We start from the raw sequence: 18,852 nt of genomic DNA, 5'->3' as shown, positions 1-18,852 counted from the left end.
GGCGTCGGAGTGCCAGTTGTGGGCGTCGGTGTTGGCGTCGGAGTGCCAGTTGTCGGCGTCGGTGTTGGCGTCGGAGTGCCAGTTGTGGGCGTCGGTGTTGGCGTCGGAGTGCCAGTTGTCGGCGTCGGTGTTGGCGTCGGAGTGCCAGTTGTGGGCGTCGGTGTTGGCGTCGGAGTGCCAGTTGTCGGCGTCGGTGTTGGCGTCGGAGTTGGTGTCGGGGACGGTGGCGCTACATCGTTATCGGAGATCGCCACTGTCACCCCTGGCACCACAACCACATTATACTTAGCATCAGTGCTACTCACACTGTGAGTGATATTACCGCTGTGCGCGCCTTCGACAATCGTATCATCAACAGCTTTCACGGTAAGGGTTTGAGCGACATTCCAATTATCCGTAGTGAAAGTCACAGGGGCGATCGCCTGAATCTGCTCACCTGTTGTGAGAGTGATAGTTACAGGGGCGATCGGCTGCGATTTCAGCACCGCACTATACGTCCCATTCGCGCCGCCTTCTGTAGCAGTTGTTGCGGTGGGAGTAATAGAAATACCAGCGGTATCATCGTCTTTATTGGTAATGCTAACATCCGCTGCATCTAGGTTGTAATTCGGATCGGTGGTAACAGCAGCAGCCGTGACTATTTTGTAATCAATATCGCCGTCAGCAATGCTATCCTCAACCCCTGTTACTGTCACTGGCAGCGGTGTATTCCAGTTAGCCGGAGTGAAAGTTAAGCTATTAGTCGAAACTGTTCCCTCTGCAACATTGTCACTGCTCAAACCGATAGTCACATCAGCAGTCGGCTGAGTATTCAGAACCACAGTAAAGTTAGCCTTGGTGCCATCTTCAGCAGTAGTTAATCCCGCCGTCGGATTCACCGTAATTCCCGGAGTTTCATTGTCACTGTTGGTGACGGTGACATCATCAGGATCGAGGTTAGTGTAATTAACATCGGTACTAACAGCAGCAGCGGTGACAATTTTGTAAGGGACAGGGCCATCAGCTACTAAATCGTCAACACCACTTATCGTTATTGGTTGCGGTTGATTGTAGTTAGCAGTAGTGAAAGTTAAGCTATTAGTTGAAACTGTTCCTTCTGCAACATTGTCACTGCTCAAACCGATGGTAACGTCAGCAGTGGGTTGAGAGTTGAGTTTGACAGTGAAGGTAGCAGTGCCACCAACTTCACTGGTAGTTAATCCTGTTGGGTTAACAGTGAAACCGGCGGTGTCATCATTAGTAATAGTTGTGGTAGCGGTAGCAGTGGTAAGTGTCGGTGTAGAATCTAATACCGAGGGATTTGACAGCGTAACTTCAAGGGTTTCATTGGCTTCGATCGCCGCATCGCCTAAAACATCCAGAGTAATGGTTTTCGATGTCTCGCCCGCTGCAAAACTAATCGTACCAGTCGCAGCAGTTGCACCCGATGTGCCGCCGATGTTGTTGTAGTCGCTACTGTCAGCAGTACCTGCGATCGCATAATCTACTGTGCTCGCCAACTCAGTGCAACCGCTGCGGGTAACAGTAAAAGTGGCAGCAGTTGTGCCGGAGTTGCCTTCTGTAACGGTTGCAGTACCAGCACTAATCGCGTAGTCGATCGGATTAAGCAGAATTGTCACCTTGCTAGCACCCGATCCGATGCGATCGGGACGCTCGGCAATCACCCTGTTAAATCCGGCGTAAATCTCGGAATTGACTGGCCCGCCATCATCAGGTTGACCGTTGAGGGCGTAAAGATAGGGCGAATTCAAGCTATTTTTTAGCCCGTTTTTGTTATCCCAGGCAAGTTGTTCGTTACTGACTTCAAACTCGACACGGGAACCATTACTAACAAAGTTAGGCACATTTCCTGGGGTAAGTTCCCCGCCTGCAGGTGTATTGTAGTCATTCCCGTTAACGCTCATATTCGCGTTAACAATCTGCATCTCGGCATCGCGGCTTTGAGTGCTGCCATCCCCTCCATAGCCGTCGTTTGACGCAGAGTCGCCGAGATTTACCGTCCAGCCTGATGGGGTTTGGTCGTATTCAACGATAAATTTCGCTTTTTTGATGTTGCCATCAAAATTGATTTTGGCTACGGCTTCTAACCAACTATCGGCGTTTGAGTCGGTAGGGGTATTTACTAAAGAAATAAATGGGTTTGGCCCACCAGTAATTGTGCCTGTTTTGAGGTCGATTTGGTACGGACTCAGACTTGAAGGTTGACCGTTAGCAGCAATAGTTAGTGTGGTTTGTTTGGTTGTACCGGCAACGCCACCGCTGATTGTGCCAAAGTTGAAGATTGCGGTTTCGGCGTTTTCAACTATGTTGTCGGGTTTGATAGTAAATGCAACATTCTGGGTGAGTGCGTCACCTGTTGCACCTGCGGGGAATGTAATCGAGGTAGGGGAAAAGGTATAGTCTGAATTTTCGGTGGCTGTGCTGCTGGGGTCGATGACAATTGGCACTGTCACGTCAGCGTCAGGAGTGGCGCTGAGAGTAACGGGAATATTGACTACCGTATCCGCAGTTCCTTCAGTGCCACTGTAAGTTGCAGCACCGAAATTTACCGCCGGGGATGTATTCAGCAGAATCGAGGTGTTTTGAGAGTCAAAGTTCGCCGTAGCTAAATCGGGTAAGCCATCTTTGTTAAAATCGCCTACAACAATACCTTGGGGACTGTTTCCCACAACAAAATTAGTGGCAGTGCCAAAGCTGCCATCGCCACTTCCAAACAAGACAGAGACATTGCCCGATGAATTGTTGGCTGTAGCTAAATCAATTTTTCCATCGGCATTGAAGTCACCACTAGCAATAGCAAGGGGTTGTGTTCCAACGCCAAAGTTGGTAGCTGCACTAAAGTTTCCCGTGCCATCTCCTAACAGTATTGATACGTTGTTTGAGCCGCCTTCGTTACTCGTTGCTAAGTCAGGATTATTGTCTCCGTTAAAGTCTCCTAAAGCAATGTAATTAGGGCTATTTCCAACAGGAAAGTTAGTGGCGATACCGAAAGTGCCATCAGCATTCTGCAACACGATGGATACGTCGCTAGAACCCGAGTTCGCTGTCGCAAAGTCTGACTTGCCATCCTTGTTAAAGTCGCCGACAAGCACAAAATAGGGAGTTGACCCCACGCTCAAATTAGTAGCTGCGCCAAAAGTACCATTACCATTACCGGGCAAGATGGAGACGTTGTTAGAGCTTTGATTGGCTGTAGCTACGTCAGAATTGCCGTCCCCGTTGAAGTCTCCCACAGCAACGGTATACGGACTTGACCCCACACCAAAGTAGGTGGCTTCACCAAAAGTACCATCGCCATTTCCTAACAGGAGAGAAACGTTGTTAGTAAAATTATTAGCCGTAACCAGGTCAGAATTACCGTCTTTGTTAAAGTCGTCTACAGCGACAGACCAGCTAGCGAGATCGCTTGGCGGGCTGGTGTTAAGATTAGTGGCAGGGCCAAATAGGCCAGTGCCATCTCCCAGTGCGATCGAGACGTTGCGATTAACTCCAGTGCTGGCAAAGGCTAGGTCAAGATTGCCGTCTTTGTTAAAATCGCCACTGGCAACTTTACGGAGACTATAGGTTATGGGAAAATTAGTCGCAGCACCAAAACTATTCAAAACGTACTCGTAACCCGCTAATACTTCGGGTTCAAATACCAGCGGCGTTTCTATTTTCCCGGTTCTGACTTCCAGTTCCCAATCGCCGCCTTTTGCTACACTTCCCGTGAGATTTTGGGAAGCTGCAACGTTTGAATTTGTGAGTTGGGCAATTCGTTGGATGAAGGCTACACCATCTATATCTAAATCTACATCCAAATCTCTCGCTTGTTCCCCGATACCGCCGGGGGTTGAAACCCCCGTCTCATAGCGAAAGTCCTCTGAAGAGGACTGTTTATTGAGGTTGTTACCAGTCGGTTTCAACCGACTTGAGCTATGAGACAGGGAATTCATTCCCTGGCGGACTTTCGGGTAAGCAGTCGATTTCAACCGACTTGAGCTTTGAGCCTGGGAATTCATTCCCTGGCGGACTTTCGGGTAAGCGCCAGAGGCTGATGCGACATTACAACCGTAAATCAGAATGTCCGCACCCAGATTTAAAGCACTCCGCCACTGCTGCAATTTCTCGGAATAAGTTTCCACATTATCTGCACTCAAGCAGCCATTACCCAATTGCAAGCTGCCGGGAGCACCGTGAGAAACTATGTGAATGCTGTCAATATTGGTACGAAGAGCTAAAATTTGAGTAATTTGGTCGATCGCATCCCGGTTCCCATCCAAAACGACTACTTCCGTACCCGGTTTTACCCCGGCAATCAAACTTTGATAATTTTCTACTTGAGTGTCGATAAAGGCGATCGCACTTGGTGAAACTTGATTATTTAAAATTGGCATAATACACCTACTGGGGGTTAAAAAAAGACAATGATTTCCCTGTTTCGCGACGGGTATGCGAAACTATTTGTCAATGTTGTAGTAACCCTAACTCATTTTTCCAAACATCTATGTAAATTTTTCTTTATAAACAGCTTTTTAATTAAAGTTTTGATAAAGTTGGGTGATTTTATTAAGTAATATTACGGATTAGCCAGAGCGAGGTGGATGACATAACACAAAAACTCTTTAATAGCAAGTGTCATTATACTGAAATATTAAGAGCGGGATTTTTGATAGATATCTGCGCTCAGGTTTGGCCGTTCATTTCAAGCCCTAGCGGACTTTCGGGCAAAAGTGGGGGCGGGTTTACTAGATAATTGGTTTTAAGCAATTATTTCTCGTAAACCCGCCCCTAAAACTGATTCGTTACCATCTTTACGGGCGATTCCCTACGGGATAGCTTCGCACGCGCGGACTTACTTCAAACCCCCATCTATCCCTGCTAAAATCTCCTCAGCTTGCCCGCACAAAGCAGCGTGACAGCAACCATTACTCGCCAACAATCCCCCCCACTGACTCACATCTCCCCGGTTATATTGCAAAGCAGAACCGTCAAAACGAGTAAATTGACCGCCCGCTTCAGTCAAAATTAATTCCGGTGCCGCTAAATCCCAATCTTTCGGTGCCGACTTTCCCGAAAGCGCAATATAAACATCAGCCTTTTGTTCGACAATTGTCGCAATTTTACAGCCGATACTACCGACAGCTATTTGATTTTGACAAGGCAGTTTTTGTAACAATTGATTAAAGCGATCGCCCCGGTGACTGCGGCTAGTTACTATAGATAAATCTGCCACTATATTTCGCGCCGAAACCTGCAATTTGACCGCAGAACCGTCCCGACTTTCCATAAAAGCACCCGCATCGCGGATTGCGTAATAAATCTTTTGCTGTTCGGGCCAAGCCACAACCGCCAATACCGGTCTTCCCTCGAAGGCTAAAGCAATGTGAACTGCAAATTCACCTGTCCTGTCAATAAAATCTCGCGTTCCATCCAAAGGGTCAATAATCCAAACCCAACTTTGAGGTAAGGGAATTTGACCGTTTTTTTCTAAATAAGATTTGTAAGTTTCTTCGCTGAGATAGCCAAATTCTGCATTCCCTAAAGCCGACTGCAATTCGTCGAGAATGTAAGAGTTGACAGCGACATCGGCGGCGGTGACGGGGCCATCTTTTTTCTCTTGGATGTCGAGGTTAGGAGTGTTGGAATCCTGCCGATAATAGGATTGTAGGATATCTGATGCACTCCAGGCGATCGATCGTGAAATTTCGCTGATTTCTTCGAGAGTTTTCATGAATTTCTTTTTTTTTGAACCGCAGATAAACGCCGATTTCTGTAGGGGCGGTGCCCCCGTGCCCGCCCCTGGGAACCATACATTAGCAATTACCAATTAATATGAGGATATTTCCATTCATAATAATTAGGAAACACAAAATTAGTAAACGAAACCGAAATACTCACTTCCAATGATTTTACATGGTGCCACCAACCGACAGGAATAAAGATAGCTTCTCCCGGTTCCAAAATCACTTCAATAATTTTCGCATCTCTGTAAAGCGGGTATTTGTCATAATCTGGATTTTCGCCATCAACCTTGCTGAAAACTCCGACGTGATTGTAAAGCAGAGGTGTTTGTTGCGGAGAAATCAATTTAATTAGTTTGCGACCAGACACTTGAGCTAAAATTAAATTAACTGGGTCGTGGTGTAGCGGTGTAATCGTGCCTTTCGGCCCGAACCAAAAGAAAACTCTGCCTTTTGTATCCGTTGGATTGAGGTATTCGGGAAAAATTTCAATGTCGTTAAATAGCGGTTTAAATTCCTCTCTTTCAAGAGTTTGGTTGTTAGCAACCATGTAGTAGTCGTTGCTAGGCCCGCCCTTGACCACCATGTCTACATATTTGCGGAACAAAACAATTTTTTTGTGATTTTCTATCTTGATTTCGTAATTCGGGTCGGAATTGCGGTTGGCTTGAATTTGTACCTCTGCATCGCCATATTTTTCTTGCAAATACTCCGGCGTCCACAACTGCAACGCTTTCCAGTTGTGCATGATATTGGTAATAATTACTGGAGTATTTTTGGCGTAGTAATTTTCGAGAAAATACTCTCTGGAAAGACTGCTTTTGCGTTCGATTGTGCCAAACTTGGAAGACAATGCAGCTAATTGATTGCTAATCCTGAGATGCGATTCTAATTTCTGCAATAACTGCACGTACTGACTGCCTGCTTGAAAGTAGGGATGAGAGGAGATTTCCCTAACTTCTGCGGTGGCTGTTTCCGCATCTATGCCGGTATTTATTAGTCCTTGAATGATTTCTGCATCGGGTTGATTTAATAATTTGTTAGCCGCCACCCACTGTTTCATATTGTCGGGAAGTTCTTGTTTGCTTGGGGTGAGTAGATTGGGCAAGTTTTGTGTCAGCCATTCTAGGTTAACTTGCTGTTGTTCTGTTAGGGTAATCCGCAAAGGGGGAAGGGTGATAGTTAGGGGTTGGGTGTCAGACATGATTCGGGTATGTTGTTTTGGGACTGTTTGGTTTGATTTGAGGTTGTTTTACTAATATAGCAATTTTAACGAACTGCGAAAATTCACAGGCGAGACGCCTGTTCCACGGGCGCGAAGGAAGAGAAAAGGGAAGTTCACAAATTTTGTCGAGGTTGCTGTCAGGATTTTAACTTAACAGGTGTTGCTAGTTCAAGTTTTCTAGCTTTGAGGGGTTTTAACCGGATAGTTTGGTTAATTTTAATTGAAAATTAACTCTTATTCATCCAGGCGCGGGTTCCGAAATTTTTGCAGGAATGGGAAGCGATTTTAGCTGATGCGGTGAGAGTATCTGTAAAGTTATTATTTTGCAAAATGTAGTGACAGAAAGCGCCGTGAAAGATGTCGCCCGCGCCTAAAGTGTCTGTGGCTTGAATTTGAGGTACTTCTATAGTGCCGTAACTGCCATTGCTGAGGTATAAAATTGATTTTTCGCCGCGAGTGATGGCAATATTGGGAATTCCGGCTGCTGAGAGGTAAGCAAAGACTTGTTCGGAATTGTCGCAGTTGGGCGGATGAAAGTTATCCGAACATACAGCCCATTCAATAAAAGGTAATATTTGTTCTAATCCGGGTTTCCAACTGCCGCCATCGAGGACAATGGGAATGTTTTTTGACTTGGCAAGTTGAGCAATTTCTTGACTGGCTGCGATTTGATGTCCGTCAAGCAGTACAATATTAACTGAGGTTAAAATATCCTGGTTAATTGTTTGACTGTCAACTTGCGATTTCGTAGCATTGATGGAAATTACCGATCGATCGCCCGTTGCTTCAGTTACAATAATCGAGGAAACTGGCGGCGAGTGCGATCGCCCCGGTTCCAAATCGATTATCCTGACATTATACTCCGCTAAGTCTGCACGAATTAATTGGGCGATCGCGTGAGTGCCCAAAACGCCGGCCCATACCGCCGCATTCCCCAAATAGCTAAAAGTGACCGCAGCATTTGCCGCCGGCCCGCCCGCAGCAATGGTACAATCAGAAGCAACAACTTTCTGATTTTCACCCGGAGGCTTCCCGGCCAAATAAATTAAATCTAAAGTCGCCAATCCCAAAAACAATCCAGTTTTCATATCTTCTTAAATGTGTGGCATGGGCCTGTGGCATGGGCGTCCCGCCCGTGTCCTATCGTTAAAAAATCTCAATCTTAAAATGCAAGCAAATCCCAATACAGGAACACTTTACATCGTAGGAACCCCGATCGGCAACCTCGAAGACATGACCTTTCGCGCCATCCGAATCTTGCAAACAGTAGACTTCATCGCCGCCGAAGACACCCGCCATACAGGCAAACTTTTGCAACATTTCCAAATCAAAACTCCTCAAATCAGCTATCACGAACACAACCAACACCAGCGACTTCCCGAACTCATCGACAAACTGCATTTAGGCAAAAATATCGCCCTCGTCACCGATGCCGGAATGCCGGGAATTTCTGACCCCGGATACGAGTTAGTCAAAGCTTGCGCCGATGCTAATATTAACATTATTCCGATTCCCGGCCCGACCGCCTGCATAGTTGGCATAACTGGATCAGGATTACCCACAGAGAGATTTGTATTTGAAGGTTTCTTACCCGTGAAAGGTCAAGAACGCCAACAGAGTTTAGAAGCTTTGCAAATAGAATCCCGCACTATAATATTATACGAATCTCCGCACCGATTGCGACAAACTTTACAAGATTTAGCAAATAGTTTGGGAAGCGACAGACAGATTGTGCTGGCCAGAGAATTAACCAAAATGCACGAAGAGTTTTGGCGTGGTAGTATAGAAAGTGCGATCGAGCTTTACACCAATCGCGAACCCCAGGGAGAATTTACCCTCGTAATAGCCGGCATCCAAACAGCCTCACCAATATTTTCCGAAGACGCAATTAAAGCAGAATTGCAAACATTAATAGCAGAAGGCATAAGTCGTTCCCAAGCCAGCCGCCAGCTAGCCCAACAAACATCCCTTCCCCGCCGCCAAATCTACCAACTCGCCCTCACAATAGGCGACCATGAATCACTAGAACAACCCGTGAATGACTTGTGAATAACTCTCTTCTTCTCTGCGCCCTCTGCGCCCTCTGCGGTTAAATAAAAAAAGCTAGATACTCACACTCAGAATTATATGGTACGCGGAAACTACGATCGACAAAAACCATATTTACGCAACCCCCACATCAACAAACCAATCGCCGAAATCTATGCAGACTTAGACGCCTTTACCTGGGAGATATTTGAAGACCAACCCCACCGCTTCGATACCGTCAGTTTCTACGTCTTGCTTCCCCCATTGTTTTACGAAGGGCGTTTCATCAAAGGAATTTACTTCAGCGAAGCAGTCGAACTCATCAACAAACTATTTCCCCAACTTTCCTCAGTATTTTTCTCCTTCACCTATTCCCCCGGAATCTCCTACTCCTGGGCCCCCATAGCTGACGCCTACTCCAGTTTATACAAAAACCCGCAGCGAGAAAAGTGGTTTCGCGAAACTTATCCCGATCGCGCCCACAAACCAATCATACCACTACAAGACACCGACTTCATCAACGAATACTTAATTTCCCCGCGCAACGTCCCCGCCAAAGACATCGACTTGCTAGCCGTCGCCCGAATTTCCGAAGAAAAAAATTTGCCAATCATAGCCAAAGCCTTAAAAGTTTACCGTCAAAAATATCCGCAAAAACCGATAAAATTAACAGTAGTCACCGGCCACGAATTTGATGCTAGCAACCTGAAAACTCTCGACGAGTACGCCTTAAAAGAATGGCGGCAAGTAGAGGCAATTTTAGGCAATCCGTCGGACTACATTAACTTAGTACCGAGAGTTGACTACTACAGCGAAATCCCCACATATTATTCGCGGGCACAAGCATTCGTCCTCGGTTCCCTCCTCGAAGGAAAAAACCGGGGAATTACCGAAGCCATGAGTTGCAACGTACCAGTAATTTGCTTTGAAGAATTCAACCAATACGCCAGAGGCCAATCGCCAGTTTTCCCCGAAGGTGCGGGTCTTTACGCCAAATTTGACCCAGAATCTCTCGCAGATACTATATATACAGTATTGGAAAATCAAACAGAATTCAAACCGCGATATCAGTATTTAAAGCATTGCGGGCGGAAAAACTTTTTCAATACTTGTATAGACAGTTTTCCTTATTATCAGCACAACATCCCCGACTACAAGCCGGGAGACGCGATTAACAATTTGTGGTTGGATTTAGCAGTTCAACAAAATTATCAAGTTAGTTTGAATAGCTTTTTGTATGGAGGTTCTCCCTTGTCTCATATTCGCGGGACAAATGCGATTCAGCATAACCTCGGTCAGTTAACAAAATTCAAATGACAGATGATATACTGCTGTTATTATTCACCCTCATAGAAGAATACGAACCCAGAGTCTTTGAAGTATAAGTGAGCGATTTAACAGGTGTGGCTTTTGCAATAAAATCTCTGTCCGAACATCAATTAATGCTTTTATATCATTCTCCTATTGGCAATAAGACCGAATTAGCAGTTTAATGGACATCAACACCAAAAAAGAAGAATTTAGCTATGCCTACATTTACGCCATTGCCTCAGCAGCAGGGTGCATCTGCCAGCGAACAACTACCCCTCTAGACAAGCTGGGTGTAGACCTAATTATCACGGGAATAGCAGCATCAGGTTTACCAAACTTTCCCATTCTTTACATTCAAGTCAAATGTACCTCAAGAGATATCCTCAACGAAAATAGCCTTCGCTATCCCCTGAACATTAAAAACTACGAAGAATTGAGCACAAGCAACGCCTATCCTCCTAGAATTATAATTGTGGTCATTGTTCCCGATAGAGTCAATGACTGGCTGCAACAAACAGAAGCGGAACTCTGCTTAAAACGCTGCGCTTATTGGCTATCATTAGAAGGTGCCGCACCTACTGACAATAAAGAAACCGTCACTATTTCCATACCCAGAACAAATATATTTTCGGCTGAGACTCTGACAACTATCATGCAGCGTATCGCAACCGGGAGACAACTATGAATGTGACAATAAAGGATATTGAATTGCTCAAAAATCTCCAACCTCAGCAAATCAGCTACTACTTAGAAGCAAAAGGTTGGAAACAAGCACAAAAAATTGATAACCGCGCTATTATTTGGACAAGCAGCGATATCAAGCCAGAAGCCCCTCAAATCGTTCTACCTTTAAATTCCACTCTTCCTGACTTTCCCGTGTCAATGAACTTGATGTTAGAGACATTGGAAATCATCGAAAATCGCTCTCAACTGGAAATTTTAGCAGATTTAATTACCGGGATTCCTAATACAACTATTCAGGGAATCGTGATTCAAATTCACACTCCTAACGCCGACAAATTAAGTGGCGAGATTACCTTACTAGGTGTCATTGCCGACCAACTGCGGAAAATCAAAGCGGAACTTGCAGACAAAGACTACATCCTCGCAATCAAATCTTATCAAGAACGCTTGCCCGTTTTATGTACGGGAGATTTAATCAAAAAGAATCAAGTATTTATTCTTAAAAATTCACGCAATTTTACTCTAGACAACCAATTGCAAAACTAACCCAGAATATTAATGTAAAGTCTAGCGTGCTAATCAATAGTCCGGATAGTTTTTATAGGGATGAATGGCTTATGCTCTAAGACTTTGAGCTACTGTGGATAATTAAATCAATGTCAGCTCCACGCCTGACTTACATTTAATTCGACTTTTTTATGATCCTTGCCCCGCGTAAGCTTGTAGTATCATTCCAAAAACTGTCCGGAGTATTGCGCAAGGGGATTGAAACATAATTCAGGTTTTATGCTAATTACAAAAAAGTAGAAAATAGGAAAAAAAATGAATCCAGTAAAGATTATTATCATTATCATATTTCAATCTGCAAAGGTAGTACCTAGTTATATTGGATTGTATATTCTATTATTTTTTGTTTCTCTGAGTTCTGTTGGCACTATTGGGAAAAACTTGTTTTCTACAGGGATATTCGAAGGTGATAGTATCGTTGTCGGATGTGAAACTAATCTTTTTAACCCCGATAATTGCAATCCTAACAATAGAAAAAAAGGGTTGTATGATAGTGGAAAAAAAGATGGCTTCAGCCTTGAATCAAGAGCGTGGAATGCTAATGAGATTTCAATCCCAAATAAAAAAAATTGCTTTTATTACAAGTTCATTGACGAACTTGGTTTTCAAGCAACAGGAAGAGCTTGTTCTACCAATCTTCTTATCACAGAGAAGAAAGACTTTTCAAGCGTAACTATTGACTTATACACAGATTATTATTCTGAAAGTTCTCATAATAAGTTGCTTCAAATCACTATCCCTAGGTCTGGTTTTAATCAAATAAATAGCAGATACCAATTAGACTTATATGAAATTCTCAGGCAGAATAATCATACAAATTCTACTGACAAAATCAGAATTGTATCAACAAAATAAATATCAAGTGTGCAATCAATTATATTGATTGCACACTAATTTTAACTTATAATATGGATATTTACAATGGTTCGGACACTTTTTTCAGTGCTGGATGACCTATCCTCTAGGGTTTCAGGTTGCTAGCGATAATTAAATCAATGTCACATCTGAGCCTGAGTTGCATTTTATTCGTAATTTCTACGATCTATACGCTGCAAAGCTTGTGGTTTAGTTCTAAAAACAGTCCGGAGTATTGGCTAATCTGTCAGGAATACTAATATCTTCAAAAATTTTATTGGCCAAATTTCTAGCCAAATTAACAGGAACAGCATTGCCGACCATTTTGTATCCATCCGCAATATACTTGTACTTAAAAATAAAGTCATCCGGGAAAGTCTGAACTCTCGCGCACTCTCGCACAGAAAGCCGACGGTAAGGCAGAGGCGAATTGGGGTCAAAAATGCGTTTGTCTTTGCCAACCAAAATCATTTTACTAGCTTGAGGATGCAGAGGCGCGTGTCTGCCACTTGCCTGAATTGTAAAAGAAGGTTCTGACCAACTTCTAACTCGATTGCGCGACATATAAATGCTGGAAAACCCCAAATCCGCACATTCGTGATTTGGGACAGAATCGTGATAATTATCTAATTTACCCTTAACTGACATAGGCGCGATCGCCTGCAAATCAAAAATCGCATCTTTCAGCGTCAAAACATCGGTTCCAGGTTCGGGAAACTCAAAACCAAAACCCAGATTTTCCCGATAGCCAACAACAATCACCCTTTGCCTATCTTGCGGAACCCCAAAATTTCTAGCATTCACCAACTTGTACGAAACCCGATACCCGATGTCCTCAAACTGCGATAATATATAAGTGAAAGCATCCTTGTTTCTGGGGGCCAAGATACCGCTAACATTCTCAGCTAAAAAAAACAAAGGCTGCTTGTCCCGCACAATTCTGATATACTCCCAGAAAAGTTGACCCCGACAGTCATCAATCCCCCGCTTAGCCCCTGCTTCACTCCAACTTTGACAAGGAGGCCCGCCGATTATCCCAATACAGTTGGGAATTTCATCAGATTTGATTTTTCTGATATCTCTGCGATCTAAAATAGTTTCAGGATGATTGAAATTATACGTATCCCAAATAGACTTATCATATTCATTCGCCCAAACCGCATTAAACCCAGCCAAACGAAAACCCAAATCCAACCCCCCACAACCCGAAAACAGAGAAATAATATCCAAAGCCACCTTTTTTCACCCGCAATAAATACAATAAATCAATTATAAACCTCTCTTTTATTACATATCTATCTCTTTCTTCTCTCACTCTGCGCCCTCTGCGCCCTCTGCGGTTAATAAAAAAAAATCTAATTCACACACAAACAGAACTTATCATCCTCAATGAATGCAGAATCCATCCTCCAATCCTACCAACATTTCGGCGTCCATCTGGGGCTAGAAAGAATTCACCAACTTCTCCAAAAACTAGACAACCCCCACCAACAAGTACCCATTATCCACATTGCCGGCACCAATGGCAAAGGTTCCGTTTGCGCTTATCTCTCTTCCGTACTAACAGAAGCAGGCTATCGAGTCGGGCGCTACACATCCCCGCACCTAATCGATTGGACAGAAAGAATTTGCATCAACCAAAAACCGATTTCCCCAACAGAATTGCAACAGTGTCTAGAACGAGTTGTCGCCGCCACCGAAAACAACACCGAAACTCCCACTCAATTTGAAATAATCACCGCCGCAGCTTGGCTGTATTTCGCAGAACAAAAAACAGACATCGCAGTCATAGAAACTGGATTGGGCGGTAGATTAGACGCGACTAACGTTTGCGAAACACCTCTCGCTAGCGTCATCACTTCTATCAGTCTCGACCACTGGCAAATACTCGGCCCCACCGTGGCAGATATTGCTGGGGAAAAAGCGGGAATTCTTAAAGCAAAATGTCCGGCAGTTATCGGAGAATTGCCAGAATCAGCTAGAATAGTAGTAGAAAAACGCATTCAAGAATTAGACTGTCCGGCAACTTGGGTAAAACCAGCAATAGATTTAGGACAAGGATTCGCAGAATATCAGTTAAATCAAAATGCGGTTAAAATAAAATATCAATTGCCGCTGCTGGGAAAAATTCAACTAATGAATTCAGCAATTGCGATCGCCACTTTGCAAACTCTCCAAAACCAAGGATGGCAAATTTCCCCAACCGCGATCGAAAACGGTATAGCCACAACCCAATGGCCCGGAAGACTCCAGCAGACAACTTGGAAAAACCGCCACATATTAATTGACGGCGCGCACAACCCGGCTGCAGCTATCGCCCTGCGTGAATATGTCGATCGCCTGAACAATCACCCGTCACCGATTAACTGGGTAATCGGCATTCTTGCGACTAAAGACTGCGACGATATTTTGAAAGCATTACTCAAAAAGGGCGATCGACTTTACCTAGTACCCGTACCCGATCAAAACTCATCATCCCCCGCAGAATTAGCCGCCCTAGCTCAAATTATCTGCCCCGAATTAACTTTCTGTCAAGCCTTCCCCGACTTAACAACAGCTTTAGATGCTGCTGTTACAGGCGACAACCTAACAATCCTTTGCGGTTCGCTTTATCTCGTCGGCTATTTTCTGCAACAACAACAATCCCAAGCTTAAACGCATCAGAATTGTGTTTCTTCCTCAGTAAAGATAGGAGGCCACAATTCCGAAATGGGCAATTCCCAACCGGGAAAAAGTTCTGCTACTGTTAATATATCGCCATTTCCTAAAACAGTCGGTTCACCTGTAGAGCGATAAATAGTCACTGTTTCTTCATCAGGATCGATCAGAATTCCGACGATCGCACCCAACTCTATAAACTTCAAAACCTTGGTTTCTATAAGCTTAATGCGATCGATCTGAGATTTAATCTCAACCACCAAATCGGGGACAAGTTCTCCAAAATAACGCGGACTTTGGCGCAAGCGGGCGGCGCGCACAAAAGAAACATCCGGCGCTTTCACATTCGTATCCGGCATGATGAAACCGCCTGCGGAGTCAAAGACTCTCCCCAAGCGACGGGGATAAACCCAGTTACCCAGCAAACGAATCAAAATACTGCTGATTTCACTGGATACGATGTCTGATGGCCCCACAATTGAAAGTCTCCCGTCTTCTAGTTCAATTTTGTAATCTAAACCCGCTTCGGAAAAAAGGGTTTGAACTTGGTTTAAATCTTTGAGTGTCATCGCTGGCATAAGAATTTTATCCTATTCTGAGCTGAGTTTTGATTTTAACACGAGTCAAATTTCTGAATATTTGAGGAATTCAGGCTGTATTCGTACAAATCATCAATTAAGCTGAATTGAGAAAGGCGATCGCACGGGATAAAGAAACCCGGTTTCTGGGATGAGCGATCGTTTTTATCAACAAACATTTACCTCTAAAATAGTCGAGATTGACTTATCCAGAGTTCTCCTCCGACTCCGCGTTGTGAAGAGGCGGTAATTTCATCATTCGATAATAACTTAAAAGCTGATATTTGCGTATATATGGCGGCACAGATTCCCATTATTTAATAATACGTCAAGTGGTCGAAAAAAGGAAGGGGCGAGAGCAAAAAAGATTAATGCCTAATGCCCAATGCCCAATGCCAAATTTTTGTTACAATACAAGTGAGTTTAGAAAAATTTAGAGATAGAAGTTTATGAGCAGCCTTATATCGGTGCAAAGGCTAATTGAATATATAGAAGCTTTGCCAGCCCAAGAGCAAACTTTACTATTTGACGAGCTTTTCAGGCGAAACATAATCAAGCAGCGTCAGGAAAACATCGATTCTACAGTCAAGGTAACTCCTGCCTCGGCGATCGGGCCAGTAATAGAAAAGTTAGGCCAGGAAAACACCAAGGAGAGAGTAAACATGGTCAAATTTCTTGACGCGCTTCGCAAAGCAGACCCGCTTATCATTGGAGAAAGAGAAAATCCGCGCCAGGAAAACACCAAGCAGACAGTCAAGACAAAAACACTGTTAACAGGTAACGCTACCTGCGACATTCGCGCAGCCGATCGCACTAACTTTGGGGGCGACCTCGACAGCTCAACTGCTCACATAATCATTAAAAACGAATCAGACACAACAGTCAGTGCAGCGTTGCTGGGATGGCCCGAATGCAAAGCTTTTGGCGAGACGCGATCGCAAGCACTGCAAAACCTTCACGATTTAGTAAATGCCCAGCTAGCCGAAGCAGAAATCGTCTCTGTCAAACTCACGAATAGTCGATCGAACAATCCTTGGGTGAGGTTAGCTGGTAAGTATGAAAACGATCCGTATTACGATGAGGTATTGGCACACATAGAAGAATATCGCCGCGAACTCGATGCAGAAACCGAAGCTTATTACAGTCAAATTGACGATGCGGTTGAGACAGAATGAGCCTATACATACTTGATACGAATTGTTTCTCCGATTGGCAAAAGAATGATCCAATGATGGTGCAGCGAATCGAGGTTAACGCAGAAAACCTTGCTGTAACTATCGTAACCGTAGAGGAAGTAATTCGCGGCTGGTTCGATTTTATCAGAAAGGCTTCGACATCTTCGCAAGCGGACAAATTAGTATGGGGTTACACCAGGTTATGGGATACATTAGATGATTTCAAAAATCTCAACATTCTGAAATTTGACCCGAATGCTTTCACTATTTACACTGAGTTACGCCGTCAAAAAATACGCATCGGCACGCAAGATTTGCGGATTGCTGCTATTGTACTTGCTAATAAGGCTATCCTCGTTACGCGCAACTACCGAGATTTTTCGCAAGTGCCTGATTTAGTGCAGGAAGACTGGACAATTCAACCTTAAAAACAAGGGGCGATTGCTAATCGTAAGGTGCGTCGCCATCGAATTTTTCGCGATGATTGGAAGCTCTGCGAGGCGACGCACCTTACATTTAAAGGCTGATATCTGCTTATATATGGCGGCACAGATTCCCATTATTTAATAATACGTCAAGTGACCTAAAAAAGCAAGGGGCGAAATAAAAAAAATCCCGCCCCAGCTTCACTTAAAAACTACCTTTGATCCCAAGCCTTAGCAGCATCAGCAACAGCTTGGTCTACCGACTTCTCATCCAACATTGCCGCCTGCAAATTGTCATAAATCGCCTTTTGCAACTTCTTAACATCCTTCAAAGGCGGAATCAATAGCTCAGCGGAAGTCAACCCAGAAGCACTAACAACCCGAGCTCGATCGGCAGCAGGAGCATCAGCAGAAACAGTCTTAAAATAATCGTCCTGCAAAGCCTCAACCGTAGAAGGCAAAACATTAGCAGCCTTAGCAAAAGCCAACTGATTTTGAGAATTAGTAACGTACAGAGCAAACTTGACAGCATCATCAGGGCGCTTGCTGTCGCGGGGCACAACCAAATTCATCACCGCCACAGTCTTCTTACCTGTTTCCCCCGTAATTTGAGGCGCAGCAGCCGAAACAGCACCAATACTCGGAGCATTCTCAGCAATCGCCTTCAAAAACTGAGGGCCCGAAGCTAAAAAAGTAGTTTCCCCAGCTTGATAAAGCTCGATCGCCCTGCGATGTCCCTGCACCAAAACATCCTGTGGCAAAAGTCCGTTATTGTACAAATCTACCCAATACTGAAAAACAGCTTTGCCCTTAGCAGTATTAAAAGCCGCCTTGCCTTTAGCATCCACCAAAGGTACACCCATTTGCACAAAAGATTGCAAAACTTCCGCCGAATCTTCCGGCACAAAAGTCACAAAAAAAGCAAACTTGCCAGTCTTCTCCTTCACCTGCTTCGCCACAGTTGCCAACTCGGCATAAGTAGCAGGAGGCTTAGCAATTCCAGCCTTCTTCAACAACTCCGTATTGTAAATTGTCACCCCAGTCGTGAGATACCAAGGAATGCCAAAAGTCTTGCCGTCGAGTACACTAGCTTTCCAGATATTTGGGAGATAGAGCTCGCGAACTTGCTGCGGAATTCGAGAATCCAAATCCAGCCAAGCATTGCGTCCCGCCAACAGCGAAGCAAAATCGGGATTTAGGTTCACCACATCCGGCGCATTTTTCGCCGAAACAGCCCCCAAAATCTTGCTTTCCATCGCCGACCAAGGAACGTCCACCCAACGCACCTTCACCCCCGGATTTTCCGCTTCAAAACCGGCGATCGTCTTGTTGAAATACTCAGTAAACTGAGGTTGAAGCTGCATAGTCCAGAACTCGATTTCCTGCGTATTATTTGCCTGGGAATTAACAGCCGGCTTGCTGCAACTCACCACCGCAGACAGCAGCAGCCCCACCAGCCCAAAAACAGCAAAAAGTTGCCAAGATTTACGTTTCATAGAATAAAATTTGAGAGTTATGGGAACCGTCATTCGATTTTAGATTTTAGATTTGAGATGCTTTCGATTGACTTGCGCGAGATAAATTCGGGGGACGCAAGGATTTTAGATTTGAGATGCTTTCGAT

Annotated in this window: 16 protein-coding genes; 8 read left to right on the top strand and 8 right to left on the bottom strand. The window is 44.4% G+C overall.

Annotated features, from left to right (window positions below; translation table 11 throughout):
* The 4 genes from QT984_RS21005 to QT984_RS20990 all read right to left on the bottom strand — a co-directional run.
* A partial coding sequence (locus QT984_RS21005) for a DUF4347 domain-containing protein (RefSeq protein WP_333374836.1) occupies nt 1–4,376 on the bottom strand: 4,376 nt, incomplete at its 3' end.
* 458 nt (nt 4,377–4,834) lie between these two features.
* Nucleotides 4,835–5,713 (bottom strand): inositol monophosphatase family protein, encoded by an 879-nt coding sequence (locus tag QT984_RS21000; RefSeq protein WP_333055167.1) that lies wholly within the window; start codon nt 5,711–5,713, stop codon nt 4,835–4,837.
* 89 nt (nt 5,714–5,802) lie between these two features.
* Nucleotides 5,803–6,927 carry a cupin-like domain-containing protein gene (locus QT984_RS20995; RefSeq protein ID WP_333055165.1) on the bottom strand — a complete coding sequence of 375 codons (1,125 nt, stop codon included), beginning with the start codon at nt 6,925–6,927 and terminating at the stop codon, nt 5,803–5,805.
* Between the two features lie 248 nt (nt 6,928–7,175).
* Nucleotides 7,176–8,036 (bottom strand): PfkB family carbohydrate kinase, encoded by an 861-nt coding sequence (locus QT984_RS20990; RefSeq protein WP_333210643.1) that lies wholly within the window; start codon nt 8,034–8,036, stop codon nt 7,176–7,178.
* Between the two features lie 79 nt (nt 8,037–8,115).
* Between QT984_RS20990 and rsmI the strand changes: the two genes are divergently transcribed.
* The 5 genes from rsmI to QT984_RS20965 all read left to right on the top strand — a co-directional run bounded on the left by rsmI (nt 8,116) and on the right by QT984_RS20965 (nt 12,393).
* Nucleotides 8,116–8,997, top strand: coding sequence for a 16S rRNA (cytidine(1402)-2'-O)-methyltransferase (gene rsmI, locus QT984_RS20985; protein ID WP_333374833.1), 882 nt, complete (start codon nt 8,116–8,118; stop codon nt 8,995–8,997).
* A 78-nt stretch (nt 8,998–9,075) separates the two neighbouring features.
* Nucleotides 9,076–10,293 (top strand): glycosyltransferase, encoded by a 1,218-nt coding sequence (locus QT984_RS20980; RefSeq protein ID WP_333374831.1) that lies wholly within the window; start codon nt 9,076–9,078, stop codon nt 10,291–10,293.
* A gap of 175 nt (nt 10,294–10,468) precedes the next feature.
* Nucleotides 10,469–10,972: a DUF4365 domain-containing protein gene (locus QT984_RS20975; RefSeq protein ID WP_333340725.1), complete on the top strand. Its 504-nt coding sequence runs from the start codon at nt 10,469–10,471 to the stop codon at nt 10,970–10,972.
* Nucleotides 10,969–11,517 (top strand): hypothetical protein, encoded by a 549-nt coding sequence (locus QT984_RS20970; protein WP_333340727.1) that lies wholly within the window; start codon nt 10,969–10,971, stop codon nt 11,515–11,517. Before QT984_RS20975 ends, QT984_RS20970 begins: the two co-directional genes overlap by 4 nt.
* A gap of 276 nt (nt 11,518–11,793) precedes the next feature.
* The gene (locus QT984_RS20965; RefSeq protein WP_333374829.1) at nt 11,794–12,393 is read left to right on the top strand and encodes a hypothetical protein; all 600 of its coding nucleotides are present in this window, start codon (nt 11,794–11,796) and stop codon (nt 12,391–12,393) included.
* Between the two features lie 216 nt (nt 12,394–12,609).
* Here QT984_RS20965 and QT984_RS20960 read toward each other — a convergent pair whose 3' ends face one another.
* Nucleotides 12,610–13,629 carry a DNA cytosine methyltransferase gene (locus QT984_RS20960; protein WP_333374827.1) on the bottom strand — a complete coding sequence of 340 codons (1,020 nt, stop codon included), beginning with the start codon at nt 13,627–13,629 and terminating at the stop codon, nt 12,610–12,612.
* Nucleotides 13,630–13,782: 153 nt separating this feature from the next.
* Here QT984_RS20960 and QT984_RS20955 point away from each other — a divergent pair, with 153 nt between their 5' ends.
* On the top strand, nt 13,783–15,048 hold the full coding sequence (locus tag QT984_RS20955) for a folylpolyglutamate synthase/dihydrofolate synthase family protein (RefSeq protein ID WP_333055156.1): 1,266 nt from the start codon (nt 13,783–13,785) through the stop codon (nt 15,046–15,048).
* 5 nt (nt 15,049–15,053) lie between these two features.
* Here the strand turns inward: QT984_RS20955 and QT984_RS20950 are convergent, their stop codons facing one another.
* Both QT984_RS20950 and QT984_RS20945 read right to left on the bottom strand, forming a co-directional pair.
* Nucleotides 15,054–15,629, bottom strand: a complete 576-nt coding sequence (locus tag QT984_RS20950) for a Uma2 family endonuclease (RefSeq protein ID WP_333055154.1) — start codon at nt 15,627–15,629, stop codon at nt 15,054–15,056.
* Between the two features lie 35 nt (nt 15,630–15,664).
* The gene (locus tag QT984_RS20945; protein WP_333055152.1) at nt 15,665–15,808 is read right to left on the bottom strand and encodes a hypothetical protein; all 144 of its coding nucleotides are present in this window, start codon (nt 15,806–15,808) and stop codon (nt 15,665–15,667) included.
* A 270-nt stretch (nt 15,809–16,078) separates the two neighbouring features.
* Here QT984_RS20945 and QT984_RS20940 point away from each other — a divergent pair, with 270 nt between their 5' ends.
* Both QT984_RS20940 and QT984_RS20935 read left to right on the top strand, forming a co-directional pair.
* The gene (locus QT984_RS20940) at nt 16,079–16,804 is read left to right on the top strand and encodes a hypothetical protein (protein WP_333055150.1); all 726 of its coding nucleotides are present in this window, start codon (nt 16,079–16,081) and stop codon (nt 16,802–16,804) included.
* Complete coding sequence (locus QT984_RS20935; protein WP_333055147.1) at nt 16,801–17,232, top strand: type II toxin-antitoxin system VapC family toxin; 432 nt, start codon at nt 16,801–16,803, stop codon at nt 17,230–17,232. The genes QT984_RS20940 and QT984_RS20935 overlap by 4 nt, the downstream gene beginning before the upstream one ends.
* A 209-nt stretch (nt 17,233–17,441) precedes the next feature.
* Here QT984_RS20935 and QT984_RS20930 read toward each other — a convergent pair whose 3' ends face one another.
* Nucleotides 17,442–18,725 carry a sugar ABC transporter substrate-binding protein gene (locus QT984_RS20930; RefSeq protein WP_333055143.1) on the bottom strand — a complete coding sequence of 428 codons (1,284 nt, stop codon included), beginning with the start codon at nt 18,723–18,725 and terminating at the stop codon, nt 17,442–17,444.
* Between the last annotated feature and the right edge of the window lie 127 nt (nt 18,726–18,852).

It is taken from the genome of Microcoleus sp. Z1_B2, assembly GCF_036700325.1.
In the GTDB taxonomy this organism is placed as follows: domain Bacteria; phylum Cyanobacteriota; class Cyanobacteriia; order Cyanobacteriales; family Microcoleaceae; genus Microcoleus.
This window is presented reverse-complemented; position numbering and strand designations above follow the sequence as displayed.